This window comes from Bacteroides sp. CAG:189, from assembly GCF_000432295.1.
In the GTDB taxonomy this organism is placed as follows: domain Bacteria; phylum Bacteroidota; class Bacteroidia; order Bacteroidales; family Bacteroidaceae; genus Bacteroides; species Bacteroides salyersiae.
This window is the reverse complement of sequence record NZ_HF991056.1, coordinates 15,405-32,578: the sequence shown is the minus strand read 5'-3', so window position 1 is coordinate 32,578 and position 17,174 is coordinate 15,405. Positions and strand designations below refer to the sequence as shown.

Genomic DNA, 17,174 nt, shown 5'->3' with positions numbered 1-17,174 from the left:
TTTACCATGAAAAATTAGATAAATATGAATCAAAACAGTAAACTTTTCTTTTTGGATGCTTACGCACTTATATATCGGGCTTATTACGCCTTTATCAAAAATCCACGAATCAATTCCAAAGGTTTCAATACCTCGGCAATCTTAGGTTTTGTAAATACATTGGAAGACGTATTGAAAAAAGAGAACCCTACACATATCGGCGTGGCTTTCGATCCTCCGGGCCCCACCTTCCGACACGAAGCATACGAACAGTATAAAGCACAACGTGAGGAAACACCGGAAGCAATCCGCCTATCGGTACCTATCATAAAAGATATCATCCGGGCCTACCGCATACCTATACTCGAAATAGCGGGCTATGAGGCGGACGACGTAATCGGCACACTGGCTACTAAAGCCGGACAACAAGGTATTACTACCTATATGATGACCCCCGACAAGGACTACGGCCAATTGGTAACAGACCATGTATTCATGTACCGCCCCAAATACGGAGATAAAGAATTCGAAGTAATGGGCGTGGAACAGGTCAAGGCGAAATTCGATATTCAATCTCCTGTACAAGTCATCGATATGTTAGGATTGATGGGGGACGCTTCAGATAACATTCCGGGTTGCCCCGGTGTAGGAGAAAAAACAGCACAGAAACTAATTGCCGAGTTCGGTAGTATCGAAAATTTACTTGAGCACACTGACCAACTGAAAGGTGCACTAAAAATAAAAGTCAAGACAAACCGGGAAATGATTACTTTCTCCAAATTCCTGGCAACTATAAAAACAGATGTTCCTATCAAATTAGACATGGACACATTGGTTCGTGAACAAGCAGACGAAGAAGCACTACGAAAAATTTTCGAAGAATTGGAATTTCGTACATTAATAGATAGAATCTTCAAAAAAGACAATCAGCCTCTCTCCTCTTCTCCCGGACCTCTTTTTGCACAAACAAACACTCCGATTCAAGGCGATTTATTCGCAGAATTTACGGCCAACGGGACAGTTGAAGAGAAAAAAACGAATCTACACACGTTAGAAACATTAAAATGTGATTACCAACTTATTGATAATAAGGACAAAAGGAGTAAATTAATTCAAAAGTTACTTACAACGAAAATTCTCGCGTTAGATACGGAAACTACAGGTACCGAGCCAATGGAAGCAGAATTGGTAGGAATGAGTTTCAGTTTTGCAGAAAATCAGGGATTTTATGTACCGGTACCTGCCGAACGGGAAGAAGCGTTAAAAATAGTAAATGAATTCCGGAAAGTCTTCGAAAATGAAAAATCATTGAAAGTCGGGCAAAATATCAAATATGATATGATCGTCCTCCAAAATTATGGAGTGGAAGTGAAAGGCCCTCTTTTCGACACAATGGTAGCACACTATGTCCTCCAACCGGAACTTCGTCACGGAATGGACTATCTGGCCGAAATTTATCTCCACTACCAGACCATTCATATCGAAGAGCTTATCGGCCCTAAAGGAAAGAACCAAAAAAACATGCGCGACCTCGATCCCAAAGACATCTACCGATATGCTTGCGAGGATGCAGATGTCACACTAAAATTAAAAAATGTACTCGAAAAAGAACTGAAAGAGAATGATGCTGAAAAGCTTTTCTATGAAATAGAAATGCCACTCGTCCCTGTACTTGTAAACATTGAAAGCAATGGTGTACTTTTGGACACAGAGGCGCTCAAGCAATCGTCAGAACACTTTACAGCACAAATGGCAGCCATCGAAAAAGAAATTTACGAATTGGCCGGTGAAGAATTCAATATCGCTTCTCCCAAACAGGTAGGCGAGATACTATTCGACAAACTAAAAATTGTAGACAAAGCCCGGAAGACCAAAACCGGCCAGTATGTCACATCGGAAGAGGTACTCGAAAGCTTGCGGCATAAGCATCCCGTAGTAGAAAAGATATTGGAACACCGTGGGCTGAAAAAATTACTGGGTACCTATATAGACGCCTTACCGTTACTTATAAACCCACGTACAGGACGTGTACATACTTCTTTCAATCAAACGGTTACGGCTACCGGACGTCTCAGTTCCAGTAATCCCAACCTTCAAAATATCCCTATTCGTGATGAAAACGGGAAAGAGATCCGCAAAGCATTTATTCCCGATGAAGGATGTCTGTTCTTCTCTGCCGACTATTCGCAAATAGAATTACGTATCATGGCACATCTGAGCGAAGATAAGAATATGATAGATGCTTTTCTAAGCGGTTATGACATTCACGCTGCCACGGCAGCCAAAGTGTATAAAACCAATATTGAAGATGTAAACTCCGATATGCGTCGTAAAGCCAAAACAGCTAATTTCGGGATCATATACGGCATTTCCGTCTTTGGCCTGGCAGAAAGAATGAATGTGGACCGGAAAGAGGCTAAAGAGCTCATAGAAGGTTATTTTGAGACTTATCCACAAGTAAAAGCCTATATGGACAAAAGCATCGAGGTAGCACGTGAAAAAGGCTACGTCGAAACCATATTCCACCGTAAACGTTTCCTACCGGATATCAACTCGAGAAATGCAGTAGTACGCGGATATGCCGAACGTAATGCCATCAATGCGCCCATCCAGGGAAGTGCAGCCGATATAATAAAGGTCGCCATGGCACGTATCTACGAACGTTTCAAACGCGAAGGGCTGAAAGCTAAAATGATACTGCAAGTACATGACGAATTAAACTTCAGTGTTCCGATAGAAGAACGGGAACGGGTAGAACAAGCAGTCATTGAAGAAATGGAAAAAGCCTATAAGATGCATGTCCCCTTAAAAGCAGATTGTGGTTGGGGAAAAAACTGGCTGGAAGCACATTAAAAAAGCCAATCGCCACATGCCAGAGAACCCTGAAAGTTTTTATCAGACTTTCAGGGTTCTCTTCAAAAACGGCTTCCCACTTCCTGTGTGCCACGTGGAACAAATGCATAAAGATGAATACATTAGAAGATATTTATTACCTTTGTCTACTCATAAACACCAAAACAACTCCTCATGAATCAAGAATTAAAGCAGTACGTAGAAACCACCATTATTCCAAAATATGAAATGTTTGATAAGGCCCATAACCGGACACATGTATGCACTGTCATTGCCGAAAGCCTGATACTGGCAAAAGATTACCCCCTAAATACGAACATGGTTTATACCATAGCAGCTTACCATGATCTCGGATTATGTAAAGACAGAGCCACACACCATCTTGTCTCCGGTGAAATTCTTGAGAATGATAAAATGCTGTACAGATGGTTTACAGAGAAAGAAATAAGAGTAATGAAAGAAGCCGTAGAAGACCACAGAGCCTCTTCTGACCATGAGCCACGCAGTATTTACGGAAAAATTGTAGCAGAAGCAGATAGAATTATAGATCCGGAAATTACATTAAGAAGAACCGTACAATACGGATTGAAACAGAATCCGGCAGAAAACACAGAATGGCATTACAACCGCTTCCTAAATCATCTCTTAAATAAATATGCCGAAGGAGGATATCTGAAGTTATGGTTCGAACACTCAAAAAACGGAGAAAAATTACGAGAATTACGGTCACTTATCAACAACCGGGAAGAATTAAGAAATGTTTTTAACAAGATATTTGAAGAAGAAACAAATCTACAGATATAAATTCGTACGAAAAATTAACAGAATAGAAAAAACAGCCGGAGTTTTTTCACAAAAATCCCCGGCCCAACCAGTTACAGAGAATTTATCATCTAAAAACTAAAAAACATTCAATCTTTACCTAACTCTACAAAAGTAACACAAAAAAAGGAAAATATCAAATATCAGATTTGCGAAAAACGAACATTCCGAATCAAAACACGCTTAAGGCGACAAAATTAGAGCTTATATAGCGAAAAAAAATCATATCAGACAGAAACGTTCCTGCAATTCTTTCAAGAACCCACGTGAAATACGCAAATCCTCCCGATCATTAAAAGGGGGATACAGTTGGCATTGTTTGCCATTAATAACAGCCAGATAGCTGACATTTATAATTATTGATTGACTAATCTGTACAAATGACTCCGAATAGCTTATAATATCTTCAGCTTTCGTGTTTTTCTTAAGGCTCAATCTGGCCTGATTGAAAAGTGTCACCTGCCACTGTCGTTTATCTTTTGAATATTCAAAGAAACCTATCTCTTCAATACGAAGCAACTTAAAACCTGTCACAGTACTTATCATGAAGGTATCGCGTTGTGGCAATAATGCACTCACAGACGCCGCAAAGGCCGGAATCGCCGGATGGGAAAGCGCTGCTTTCCGATAACGTTCAATAATCAATTCGAGATCTCCTGAAACAAAGGGTTTCAATAAATAATCAAATGCCGATTCCCGCAATGCCTGAAGCAAATATTTGTCATAGGCTGTATAAAAAACAACCTTCATATCCCACAATACCTCGTCGCGCATTTCACTCAGTAACCTGATCCCCTGGATATCCGGTAATTCTACGTCTAAAAACAGAAGATCAGGATGTTGCTCCATGATTAATTTTCTTCCTTTAGCCCCATTGACAGCAGTCCCTCTGACATCCATTTCGGGATATAACGCCAATTCCCGACACAGATTTTCTATCGCCGTACGATCATCATCCACAATCACTACTTTGCAAATTCCATTCATTGTTATCATAGGTCATAAGAATAATTGCATGGGATATACACAGAAACACCAGTTCCGGTTCGCATCCCGTCAGCAAGGTTTGTTATTTCAAAACGTATCTTTTCTCCTTTATTTTTTGCATTCAACAACTGAATTGTCTGATAAAGCACTTTCAGACCTGTGCCTGTTCCCCGGGTAGGCGACATAACCTGAGGTAAATATCCCCGTCCGTTATCTGCAATCATTATCCGTACGCCATTCCCTTCAGGCATAACAGATATCTCTAACCGCTTCTCCCCTTCCATACCAGCAAGTCCATGCTTAATAGCATTCTCTACCGGAATCTGCACAATCATGGAAGGTACAATGATTTTCTCTACATCCAAGGTCGTATCGACCGATAAATCCAATATAAAGTTTTCACCTAACCGGTCCCTTTCCAAGCCGATATACGTCTGTACAAAATCCAATTCCTCCCGTAGCGGCACACTTAGTTTCTCTGTCATTTCCAAACTCTTACGCAACAATTTCACTAAATCAACCAATCCCGAACGTTCTCTGTCAGTCCCTTTAAAACGGCTAATCTCACGATTCAGCACATTAAAAGTAAAATGAGGTGAAACATGATTACGGATATTCTCCATACGAAGGCGGCTTATCTGGTTAAGAAGACGTTCCTGCAAAAAAGCACGTTTCTTTTTCATCAAACGATAAAGAAAAAATAATACAGCGATAGAGCCAACACAGGCAATAGCCCAAATGTACGATGTAAGCCGCAAGACTTTCATCTCTCCCGACTGTTTTTCAATCAAAAGTTCACGCCGCATTACAATCGTGTCCTGACTATATCGCATGTCTAACTCCGCAACACGAGTACGTATCTGCTCGTTCCGGATAGAATCATTCAACTCCTGATCACGTCTCAAATATTCATAAGCACGCCGATAATCACCTGTCTGCTCAAAATAGTGCTGCAAATACTGATTACGGATATTAATCATATTGGCATCGACATGCCCGTCAGGAACAGTACGCGCAATCATCCGGCTGGCAAGTGACACATCACCCTGTCGGAGTGCAAGTTCTATCATTTGAGTTTCAATATAATACATCGCCGAACGATTATTCATACCGGAAAAGAAACGATAACTGTCATTCAGATATAGTTGAGCGGAATCCAACTTATCAGTCAATACATACAACTCACCCAGATTGGCTTTACACAGATTCTGTTCATAAATCATCTGAGAATAAGGAGCTACAACAGCTAAAGCACGCTCCATGTAGCAAGAAGCTTCCCGGTAATCTTTCTTATAATAAAAATGGTTACCACGATTGTTGAGATAAGTAAACTTCTCAGGAACACTCATCTGCGAAAAGTAACGACCGGCCATCTCATAATAATGATTAGAAAGATCGAAATCACGCAATTCCATATACGTCTGTCCCAAACCATAATAAATAGGAAACTTATTGCGGTCGGGCAAGCCTAATGAATCACAAAGGAACAACGCACGCCGATAATAATAAGCCGCATCGGTATAATCGCTTTTATGAACATTACCGTCGGCCAGATTTATGCAAATATCAGGCAAATAAGACAATTCATTACCCTGCTTGCGATGTTCATAAGCTTTCTGATAATACACAACGGCAGAATCCGGAAAATTCCATCTCCCCCATACATTTCCCATCATATTGTAAGTGGCAGAAAAGAGATCGTGTATTTGTGGAGAGTCAGAAGATTTCTGACAAAAATGAAGAATTATCCGGCTGTAATACACAACCGAATCAAACTGAGAAGCAGCAAAACAGGCCTTAGAATAGACATTCATTAATCGATAATAGGACAAACTATCTGCAGTCTGCGACATATTCTTACGCAATAAAGAACGGGAATAGGCATTATTCGTGAACAGAGAATCCATCGCTTTTCTTTCCAATAAAGTCACAATATCATCTTCGCCACCCGTTTCTGATATGTCTACATGCTCGTCACATCCACACACAAACAATAATGAACAGATGAATACAATAACTCCCTGAATATATCTATCTACCATCTCCTTATCTATAGAATATTGCAACAAAAATACATTCTTTTTCTGAATGATATATATATTCTGATAGAAATTATAAGCAAAATTACTTATCTTTGTAGCCAATATTATAGAATACAGGAATCTAATGAGTCCATTAAACTTCACTCACATTCTGACACAGGCAGTCGATGAGCTTTCGGAAAGCGAATCATATAAAGGACTGTTTCATCAACACAAAGACGGCGAACCCTTGCCCTCTGCACGGGTATTGTGCGAAATTATCGAGTTGTCACGTTCCATTCTCTTTCCCGGGTATTTCGGTAATTCCACGATCAACAGCCGGACAATCAATTATCACATCGGAGTTAATATTGAAAAATTATTCGGCCTGTTGTCAGAACAGATTCTGGCAGGATTGTGTTTCGGAAAAAATGAAGAATGCGGTACTTGCAACGAATTACAGCGCGAAGAAGCAGCCCGTCTTGCCGCAAAGTTTATCAGTAAGTTACCACATATGCGTCGTATTCTGGCCACGGATGTGGAGGCAGCTTACAATGGCGACCCTGCAGCCCAAAGCTTCGGCGAAGTGATTTTCTGTTATCCGGCCATCAGAGCCATCAGTAATTATCGCATTGCCCACGAATTATTGGAATTAGGTGTACCGCTCATTCCCCGTATCATTACGGAAATGGCACACAGTGAAACGGGCATAGATATTCATCCGGGTGCTCAGATCGGAAGCTATTTTACCATAGACCACGGAACCGGTGTGGTAATCGGAGCCACCAGTATCATCGGACAGAACGTGAAACTGTACCAAGGGGTTACGTTAGGTGCCAAAAGTTTCCCGTTGGATGCCGACGGCAAGCCGATCAAAGGCATTCCCCGCCATCCGATACTGGAAGACAATGTGATCGTCTATTCCAACGCAACTATCTTAGGACGTATCACTATTGGTAAAAATGCGACAGTAGGCGGTAACATCTGGGTGACGGAAGACGTACCTGCAGGAGCGAAAATCGTCCAGACCAAAGCCAAAAAATAAAGGAAACAATGTGCAAGTATGCCCATGTACCGATTAAGAGAATAAGAAATTAATAACTTGAATAATTAACAAATTAACGCGCCAGCCAATCGGCACATTACCCCCATTGGCATATTGGCACATTATTCATTATGAGCGAACAATTTGAAATGATTGCCAAAACCTTCCAGGGATTGGAAGAGATACTGGCAGAGGAGTTGACGGCATTAGGAGCCAATGACGTACAGATAGGTCGAAGAATGGTCTCATTCACCGGAGATAAAGAGATGATGTACAAAGCGAACTTTTGCCTGCGCACCGCCATCCGCATTCTGAAGCCCATCAAAAATTTTAAAGCCAAGGATGCCGACGAAGTTTATGATCAAATCAAAGCCATCGATTGGGAAAATATATTGGATGTAAACAAGACCTTCGCCGTAGATGCCGTTGTATTCAGTGAAGAATTCCGTCATTCCAAATTCGTCTCTTATAAAGTGAAAGACGCTATCGTTGACTATTTCCGCGAATTGAACGGCAAACGTCCATCCGTGCGTATCAACAAACCGGATGTACTATTAAATATCCATATCGCACAAACGACCTGTACTCTCTCCCTCGATTCATCCGGCGAATCCCTACATCGACGCGGTTACCGTCAAGAAGCTGTTGAAGCACCGCTAAACGAGGTATTGGCAGCCGGTATGATTTTAATGACCGGATGGAAGGGCGAATGCGATCTCATCGATCCGATGTGCGGATCGGGAACAATCCCCATCGAAGCTGCATTGATAGCCCGTAATATCGCACCGGGTGTATTCCGCAAGGAGTTCGCTTTTGAAAAATGGGTAGACTTCGATCAGGAACTATTTGACAATATCTACAACGACGATACGCAGGAACGGGAATTCGGACATAAAATATACGGTTATGACAACAACCCGAAAGCCAATGAAATTGCCATGCATAACATCAAGGCTGCCGGTGTATCAAAAGACATCGTTTTGAAACTACAACCGTTTCAGCAATTCGAACAACCGGCCGAAAAATCAATTATCATCACGAACCCGCCTTATGGTGAACGTATATCCACCAATGACCTTTTAGGACTGTACAGCATGATCGGCGAACGATTAAAGCATGCATTTGTGGGCAATGATGCATGGATACTCTCGTATCGTGAAGAATGTTTCGACCAGATAGGATTAAAACCCAGTCAAAAGACCCCACTTTTCAACGGAGCACTGGAATGCGAGTTCCGTAAATACGAAATATTCGACGGTAAATACAAGGAATTCAAGAGTCAGGAAAGCGGCGAAGAGAATGGAGAAAAAACATCGAGAGAGAGAAAAGAATTCCGTCCACGCCGTGAAGAAGGAGGCCGTAGTTTCTCCGGAGACAGAAGGCCAAGAGAAGGACAAAGCTTCAATAATGGCGACAGAAAGCCGAGAGAATTCAAAAAAAATTAGAAGCCGAAGGCTGAAAAGTAGCAATGATGGATGAATTAGCTATCATAGAAAATAAGATCTATGAAATCAGAGGACAGAAAGTAATGCTGGACTTTGATCTGGCAGAAATGTACGGCGTAGAGACTCGAGTATTAAAACAAGCTGTACGGCGCAACATCGAACGTTTTCCAATAGAATTCATGTTTGAACTTACTAAAGAAGAAGCAGAGTTTTCAAGATCACAATCTGTGACCTTGAAAACAGGACAGGGACATAACATTAAATATCTTCCTTTTGCTTTTACAGAGTATGGAGTAGTGATGTTATCAAGTGTACTAAAAAGCAAAACGGCCATTGAAATCAATATCAATATTATCCGTGCCTTTGTCCACATGCGCCAATATTTGCTTTCGAACATCCCCAAGCAAGAACTGGACGAATTAAGAAAACGTGTGGAATATCTCGAAGAAGATATATCCTCCGATCGGGAAAGCTATGAAAAACAGTTCGAAGAGCTGTTCACAGCCTTTGCCAAAGTCAGTGCCATCATTCAATCTAAAACGGCTCCTTTAAACAGGGTCAAGATACAAGGATTCAAAAACCAAGAGGATAAATAAGAAAATGATGAATAAAAAAGGTTATCTACTGATAGGATTGATCTATAGCCTATTTATCACAAATATCATGTCGCAAGAATTAAAAACGCCGACACTGGAAGATCTGATTCCCGGCGGCGAGACCTACCGTTATGCCGAAAATCTTTACAGCTTACAATGGTGGGGGGATGAATGTATCAAACCAAGTATAGATACTCTATTCGTTATCGATCCCAAAACAGGAAAAGAGAAGATCATCGCCATACGGGAAACCGTAAACAAAGTACTGGAAAAAGAACAGACAGGAAAACTGCCGCATTTCTATTCCACAAGTTTCCCTTGGGCAGATAAAGAAGAAATGCTGATCGAACTGCCCGGCAAATATGTTGTCTATGACTTCAAAAACAACCGGATCGTTTCTACCGTTACATTGGCAAAAGGTGCTTCTAATCAAGATTATTGTACCGCTACCAGAAACGTGGCCTATACGGTCGGGAACAATCTGTACGTAAACGAGAATCCTGTTACCGATGAGCCCGAAGGCATTGTTTGCGGTCAATCCGTACACCGAAACGAATTCGGCATCTACAAAGGCACATTCTGGAATCCCAAAGGCGATCTGCTGGCATTTTACCGTATGGACGAAAGTATGGTGACTCAATATCCACTGGTAGATATAACCGCCCGTATAGGAGAAGTAAACAACATCCGTTACCCAATGGCGGGAATGACCAGCCATCAAGTCATGATAGGTATCTACAATCCGACTACCGGCAAAACGCACTATTTAAAGACCGGAGACCCTACTGACCGTTATTTTACCAATATCAGTTGGTCACCGGACGGAAAAAGCCTCTATCTGATAGAATTAAACCGCGATCAGAACCATGCAAAATTGTGCCGATATGATGTAGAAACCGGAGAACTGGCCGCTACCCTCCTCGAAGAGACACATCCCAAATATGTAGAACCTCAGCAACCCATCGTTTTCTTACCTTGGGATTCTACTAAGTTCATCTACCAAAGCCAACGTAGCGGTTTCAATCATTTATATCTGTATGACATCACCGGCAAGCTGATCAAGCAACTGACCGAAGGGCAATGGCTGGTTAATAGCATCTTGGGCTTCAATGAAAAAAAGAAAGAAATTCTTTTCAGTGTCAACGATGCTACAGGACGGGATAACTTCTCCGTAAATGTAAAAACAGGCAAACGCAGTCTGCCTTTCAGTATGCATACAGATACCGAAGGAGTACACAATGCTACAGCCAGTCAATCAGGCCGTTATGTGATTGACAGTTACTCTACTCCCACCATTCCCAGAAAAATTGACATCATCGATACTCAAACGGGAAAGAACATCAACTTGCTCACAGCAGCCAATCCGTTCGACGGCTACAAAATGCCGGTTATCGAAACCGGTACGATCAAAGCCGCAGACGGTGTAACCGATTTGTATTACCGCCTTATCAAACCTGCTGACATGGATCCGAACAAAAAATACCCCGCCATTGTATATGTCTACGGAGGTCCCCATGCTCAAATGGTCACAGGAGGCTGGCAAAACGGTGCCCGCGGATGGGATATTTACATGGCCAATAAAGGATACGTCATGTTCTGTCTGGATAATCGCGGCAGCTCTAATCGTGGACTGGAATTTGAAAATGTTACCTTCCGCCAATTAGGTATCGAAGAAGGAAAAGACCAGGTAAAAGGAGCCGAATTTCTACAAAGCTTGCCTTATGTAGATAAAAACCGGATCGGCGTGCATGGATGGAGCTTCGGCGGCCACATGACTACTGCACTGCTACTCCGCTATCCGGAGATTTTCAAAGTAGGTGTAGCCGGTGGTCCTGTTATCGACTGGAGTTATTATGAAATAATGTACGGAGAACGGTATATGGATACCCCTCAAAGCAATCCCGAAGGTTATGAACAGTGTAATCTGAAAAATCTGGCCGGCAACCTGAAAGGGCATCTACTCATCATCCATGATGACCACGATGATACCTGTGTGCCCCAGCATACACTTTCATTCATGAAAGCCTGCGTAGACGCCCGTACTTATCCGGATCTCTTCATTTACCCGGGACATAAACACAATGTAATGGGACGCGACCGCGTACATTTACACGAAAAGATAACCCGCTATTTTGAAGATAACCTGTAAACCGGTGCCTGTTTTAAAGATGCGATAAATAAATTATAAGTAAGAACAAATGCCACATATCCGGTGCCGGACGCGCACATTGGTATATCGGCATATTAACCCAATTATCAATATGAAACTGTTACTCTTAGGTTCGGGCGGCCGTGAACATGCCTTAGCATGGAAAATAGCCCAAAGCCCCAAAGTGGAAAAGTTATACATCGCTCCCGGTAATGCCGGAACCTCTTCGGTCGGTGAGAACGTAAACATCAAAGCTACAGATTTCGATGCACTGAAAGCATTTGCTCTTAAAAAGAAAATCGATATGATCGTAGTCGGCCCCGAAGATCCGTTGGTAGAAGGTATTTATGACTATTTCCAAAACAGCCCTGAAACAAAGCATATCTCCATTATCGGGCCTACTGCCGAAGGTGCCCGTTTGGAAGGCAGTAAAGAATTTGCCAAAGAATTTATGCAACGCCATCACATTCCGACCGCACGGTACAAGAGTATCACAGCCGATACCCTGGAAGAAGGATTTGCTTTTCTGGAAAGTCTGGAAGCACCCTATGTATTGAAAGCCGACGGACTCTGTGCCGGAAAAGGAGTATTGATACTTCCGACTCTGGATGAAGCAAAAAAAGAGCTGAAAGAGATGCTTAGCGGTATGTTCGGAGACGCATCGGCAACAGTGGTTATCGAAGAGTTTCTCAGTGGAATCGAGTGCAGCGTATTCGTATTGACGGATAGCGAACACTATAAAGTACTTCCTGTAGCCAAAGACTACAAGCGTATCGGTGAAGGCGACAAAGGTCTCAACACGGGAGGTATGGGCAGCGTTACTCCGGTTCCCTTTGCCAATGAAGAGTTTATGGAAAAAGTCCGCACACGGATCATCGAACCTACCGTCAACGGACTAAAGACAGAGGGCATTCTTTATAAAGGCTTTATCTTCCTGGGGCTGATCAACGTAAAAGGAGAACCGATGGTGATCGAATACAACGTCCGTATGGGAGACCCGGAAACAGAAAGCGTAATGCTTCGCGTCAAAAGCGATCTCGTAGAGCTTTTCGAGGGAGTAGCCCAGAAAAACTTAGATACAAAAACGCTCGAGATCGATCCTCGCACGGCAGCATGTGTCATGCTGGTAAGCGGCGGCTATCCGGAAACTTACCAGAAAGGATTTCCTATCAGCGGCATTGAACAGGCCCAAGATACGGAAAGCATTCTCTTTCATGCCGGCACGGCCTTAAAAGAGGGTCAAATCGTAACCAACGGAGGACGTGTCATTGCCATCAGTTCGTATGGAAATTCCAAAGAAGAAGCACTTGCAAAGAGCTATCAAGTGTCCGAGATGATACAATTTGAAAAGAAAAACCTCCGGCACGATATCGGATTTGATTTATAATGAGAAATAGAAGACTACAAGGCCGGATAACAGCAGGCAGATTCACACTGCCCGCTGTTATCCTTATTTGCATCGTCTGCTGGATAGGCACTTCCATCCTGCTGCCTGCAATGAGTTCGGAAAAAGAAGCCGGATATGCATTGTGGCAGTCGGTCTGCACACTTTATCTCCCTGCCTGGGCCGACAGGGTCATCAGCTTTATGCTATACGCCGCCATCGGATATTTTCTGATCGAGCTCAACAATACGTTCGCCATTATCCGTATGCGGGCTTCGGTACAGACCTCCATTTATTTTTTATTGGTAACCATCTGTCCGGGCATGCACCTGTTGTATGCAGGAGATATAGCCGCCGTAGCCTTCCTCATCTCTCTGTTTTTCTTATTTAAAAGTTATCAGCACCCCCGTCCGGTGAGTTATATATTCCATTCTTTCGTTTTTATAGGAGCGGGAAGCCTGCTGTTTCCACAATTATTATATTTCATTCCCCTTTGGCTGATAGGAGCTTATTACTTCCAATCACTCACAGCCCGTAGTTTTTGTGCCGCATTGATAGGGTTGAGTGTTTCCTATTGGTTTTTGTTCGGCCATGCGTTCTTCTACGGCCAGATGGAGCTGTTCTACCAACCATTCGTCGAGCTGGTTCATTTCCAACCGGTCAATCCCGGCAAGGACCTTCAACTTTGGGAGCTCGTTACGCTTGGTTATCTATTCATCCTGTTCATAGTCAGCGCAGCGCATTGCATTGTCAGTGGATTCGAAGACAAGATACGTACCCGTTCTTATCTGCATTTCCTGATTTTCATAAATTTCTGCATATTCCTGTTCATATTCCTGCAACCGGCCCACTGCATGGACCTACTATCGTTACTTCTGATAGGAGTCAGTATTCTTGTGGGACATTTGTTTGTTTTAACCAACAGTAAAGCCGCTAATCTATTCTTTATCGGTTCCATGACCGGATTAATTCTCTTATTCTGTTTCAATGTATGGACGCTTTTATAAATTTTCTTATTGAATGGGGTTATTTAGGCATGTTTCTTTCTGCCGTACTGGCTGGGAGCGTTGTTCCTTTCAGCTCGGAAGCGGTGTTGGCAGCATTGGTTCTGCCCAGTACAGGTTTGAGTCCTGTTATCTGCCTGTTATCAGCTTCGGCAGGCAACCTTTTAGGTAGCCTGACCTGCTATGCAATGGGGCGCATGGGCCGTATGGATTGGCTTGAAAAATACTTCCACATGAAACGGGAAAAGGTAGAACGTATGCAAGCCTACCTTAACGGACGAAGCGGCTTCATGGCTTTCTTCGCTTTTCTTCCCATTATCGGAAGCGTAATAGCCGTTGCACTGGGATTTCTGCGAAGCAATATATGGGTAGTTTCCATCTCTATGCTGGCCGGAAAAATGCTGCGTTATATATTAGTAATCCTTGCAGCGAGGGGGCTGATCGACTTAATGGTATGAAACGAATCATTGAACTGACTGCCGATGGCAGCGCCACTCTTTTCGTTCCGGAGTTGAACGAACATTATCATTCTGTGAAAGGCGCCAGAACCGAGTCTCAACATATTTTCATCGACATGGGATTGAATGCCTCCGAAGCCGTAGAGCCACATATTCTCGAAATAGGTTTCGGAACGGGATTTAATGCTCTGCTTACACTTGAAACAGCAGAAAGATCCCTTCGGAAAGTGCACTATACCGGTATCGAACTCTACCCGCTTTCCTGGGATATAGTAGAGCCGTTGGGATATAGTAACAACCCGTTGTTCAAAACATTACATATGATTCCCTGGGGTGAGGATGCAATAATAACGCCCCACTTTACGTTAAGAAAAGTACAAGCGGATGTAAACAATGTATTTATGTGTCCATGTGGCAATCTATCTGCTGAAAACACGGTGATACCTGACAGTAACCGGGGGATCGGCACGGCAACACATTGGGACATTATCTATTTTGATGCTTTTGCACCCGAGAAACAACCGGAGATGTGGTCGCAAGAACTATTCAACCGGCTATATGTTATAATGAATCCGAAAGGCATACTCACCACTTATTGTGCGAAAGGGATAGTACGCCGTATGTTACAGGCAGCAGGCTTTACAGTGGAACGCCTTCCCGGCCCCCCAGGAGGAAAACGAGAAATACTAAGAGCCCGGAAAGACTGTCCGCCGGAGAAAAAATAACCATCTAAAAAGAAACAATATATATGAGACATATCTTCGCTCTTCTCCTGATAATCATCTGCCTGACATCGTGCAATACAGGAAAGTCAAAACAAAATAACGAGAAGCCGGTTATTGCCGTCACCATCGAGCCGCAACGTTATTTCACCGAAGCCATTGCCGGAGATAAATTCGATGTCATCAGCATCGTACCCAAAGGCAGCAGTCCGGAAACCTACGATCCGACGCCCCAACAGCTCGTTTCACTTGGAGACAGCAAAGCCTATTTCCGCATCGGCTATATTGGCTTCGAACAAGTCTGGATGGATCGTCTCACAGACAATACCCCCCACATTCAAGTATTCGATACGTCGAAAGATGTAGACCTCATTTTTGAAGAAGAAGAGATTCACGGAGACCACCGCCATGCCGGAGGCGTGGAACCACATATCTGGAATTCGACCGGCAATGCCCTCATCATCGCGCGTAATACGTACAAAGCGCTCTGTCAGCTGGATAAAGAGAACGAAGCCTATTATCTGGCCCGATACGACAGTCTGAGCCAACGTATCATACAGACAGACAGCATTATCCGGGAAACCTTGAAAGAGCCCGGTGCTACCCGGACATTTATGATTTATCATCCGGCCCTTTCCTATTTCGCCCGCGATTACGGACTGCAACAAATCAGCATCGAAGAGGGCGGAAAGGAGCCCTCTCCTGCCCATTTGAAAGAGTTGGTAGATGTTTGCCGCCAGGCAGACGTCCGTGTTATTTTCATCCAACCCGAGTTTGATCATCGTAATGCAGAAATCATAGCTAAAGAAACCCGGACAAGAATTATCCCCATCCATCCTCTCAGTTACGACTGGGAAGCAGAAATGCAGGCAGTTGCCCGGGCATTGGCAAACAACGATAAACAATAAACGATCCGATGACGACACAACCGATAATAGAAGTTCACGGACTTTCCGCCGGATATGACGGACGTACCGTGCTGCATGACATCGACCTTACTGTCTATGAAAATGATTTCTTAGGCATTATCGGCCCCAACGGAGGAGGAAAAACAACTCTCATCAAATGCATCTTAGGGTTATTAAAACCTACAGCCGGAAAGATTACATACAATATTTCGACTATGGGTTACCTCCCGCAATACAATACGATCGACCGTAAATTTCCTATTTCCGTTGAAGAGGTAATATTATCCGGACTCAGTTCCAAAAAGTCACTCATCAGTAGATTTACAGACGAACAACGCGAGAAAGTGCGTTCAACCATCGCCCGTATGGGACTGGAAGGCTTGGAAAGCCGTGCGATCGGACAACTCAGTGGCGGACAATTACAACGTGCTTTATTGGGGCGTGCCATTGTCAGTGACCCGTCGGTCGTTATCCTCGACGAACCGAGTACTTACATAGACAAACGTTTCGAAGCCCGCCTATACGAGCTTTTGGCAGAAATAAACAAAGAATGCGCCATTATCCTTGTGAGTCACGACATCGGCACGGTACTGCAACAGGTCAAGTCCATCGCCTGCGTCAACGAAACACTGGATTATCACCCGGATACGGAAGTCACGACAGAGTGGCTGGAACGTAACTTCAACTGCCCTATCGAATTATTAGGGCACGGCACATTGCCACACCGCGTACTGGGAGAGCATCACCATCATCATTAGAGGAAAGAGAGAAACCAATAAGAGTCTTAATCGTTTCACAGTT

At 43.2% G+C, this 17,174-nt stretch carries 14 protein-coding genes; 12 read left to right on the top strand and 2 right to left on the bottom strand.

Going from position 1 to position 17,174, the window contains the following annotated elements; genetic code table 11:
• Positions 1-24: 24 nt before the first annotated feature.
• The gene (gene polA / locus QVP90_RS07905) at positions 25-2,832 is read left to right on the top strand and encodes a DNA polymerase I (RefSeq protein ID WP_021936111.1); all 2,808 of its coding nucleotides are present in this window, start codon (positions 25-27) and stop codon (positions 2,830-2,832) included.
• Positions 2,833-3,006: 174 nt separating this feature from the next.
• Complete coding sequence (locus tag QVP90_RS07900) at positions 3,007-3,636, top strand: HD domain-containing protein (RefSeq protein WP_021936110.1); 630 nt, start codon at positions 3,007-3,009, stop codon at positions 3,634-3,636.
• 240 nt (positions 3,637-3,876) lie between these two features.
• Here QVP90_RS07900 and QVP90_RS07895 read toward each other — a convergent pair whose 3' ends face one another.
• Positions 3,877-4,650, bottom strand: coding sequence for a LytR/AlgR family response regulator transcription factor (locus QVP90_RS07895; protein WP_005927822.1), 774 nt, complete (start codon positions 4,648-4,650; stop codon positions 3,877-3,879).
• A complete protein-coding gene (locus tag QVP90_RS07890) occupies positions 4,647-6,683 on the bottom strand; it encodes a tetratricopeptide repeat-containing sensor histidine kinase (protein ID WP_044093852.1) in 2,037 nt (678 codons plus the stop codon). Before QVP90_RS07890 ends, QVP90_RS07895 begins: the two co-directional genes overlap by 4 nt.
• A 124-nt stretch (positions 6,684-6,807) precedes the next feature.
• Here QVP90_RS07890 and epsC point away from each other — a divergent pair, with 124 nt between their 5' ends.
• The 10 genes from epsC (at position 6,808) to QVP90_RS07840 (ending at position 17,131) form a co-directional block, all read left to right on the top strand.
• Positions 6,808-7,707, top strand: a complete 900-nt coding sequence (gene epsC, locus QVP90_RS07885; RefSeq protein WP_005927827.1) for a serine O-acetyltransferase EpsC — start codon at positions 6,808-6,810, stop codon at positions 7,705-7,707.
• Positions 7,708-7,838: 131 nt separating this feature from the next.
• Complete coding sequence (locus tag QVP90_RS07880) at positions 7,839-9,152, top strand: THUMP domain-containing class I SAM-dependent RNA methyltransferase (protein ID WP_021936109.1); 1,314 nt, start codon at positions 7,839-7,841, stop codon at positions 9,150-9,152.
• A 26-nt stretch (positions 9,153-9,178) separates the two neighbouring features.
• The gene (locus QVP90_RS07875; RefSeq protein WP_172680665.1) at positions 9,179-9,748 is read left to right on the top strand and encodes an ORF6N domain-containing protein; all 570 of its coding nucleotides are present in this window, start codon (positions 9,179-9,181) and stop codon (positions 9,746-9,748) included.
• A 7-nt stretch (positions 9,749-9,755) separates the two neighbouring features.
• Entirely contained in the window at positions 9,756-11,897 is a 2,142-nt protein-coding gene (locus tag QVP90_RS07870) for a S9 family peptidase (protein WP_264381107.1), read from the top strand.
• 112 nt (positions 11,898-12,009) lie between these two features.
• On the top strand, positions 12,010-13,284 hold the full coding sequence (gene purD, locus QVP90_RS07865; protein ID WP_021936107.1) for a phosphoribosylamine--glycine ligase: 1,275 nt from the start codon (positions 12,010-12,012) through the stop codon (positions 13,282-13,284).
• Positions 13,284-14,288 carry a hypothetical protein gene (locus QVP90_RS07860; RefSeq protein ID WP_005927842.1) on the top strand — a complete coding sequence of 335 codons (1,005 nt, stop codon included), beginning with the start codon at positions 13,284-13,286 and terminating at the stop codon, positions 14,286-14,288. Before purD ends, QVP90_RS07860 begins: the two co-directional genes overlap by 1 nt.
• Entirely contained in the window at positions 14,273-14,743 is a 471-nt protein-coding gene (locus tag QVP90_RS07855; protein WP_005927846.1) for a YqaA family protein, read from the top strand. The genes QVP90_RS07860 and QVP90_RS07855 overlap by 16 nt, the downstream gene beginning before the upstream one ends.
• The gene (gene mnmD, locus QVP90_RS07850) at positions 14,740-15,468 is read left to right on the top strand and encodes a tRNA (5-methylaminomethyl-2-thiouridine)(34)-methyltransferase MnmD (RefSeq protein ID WP_021936106.1); all 729 of its coding nucleotides are present in this window, start codon (positions 14,740-14,742) and stop codon (positions 15,466-15,468) included. The genes QVP90_RS07855 and mnmD overlap by 4 nt, the downstream gene beginning before the upstream one ends.
• A 23-nt stretch (positions 15,469-15,491) precedes the next feature.
• On the top strand, positions 15,492-16,373 hold the full coding sequence (locus QVP90_RS07845; RefSeq protein ID WP_021936105.1) for a metal ABC transporter solute-binding protein, Zn/Mn family: 882 nt from the start codon (positions 15,492-15,494) through the stop codon (positions 16,371-16,373).
• Between the two features lie 8 nt (positions 16,374-16,381).
• Positions 16,382-17,131, top strand: a complete 750-nt coding sequence (locus tag QVP90_RS07840; RefSeq protein ID WP_007479494.1) for a metal ABC transporter ATP-binding protein — start codon at positions 16,382-16,384, stop codon at positions 17,129-17,131.
• Positions 17,132-17,174 lie beyond the last annotated feature (43 nt).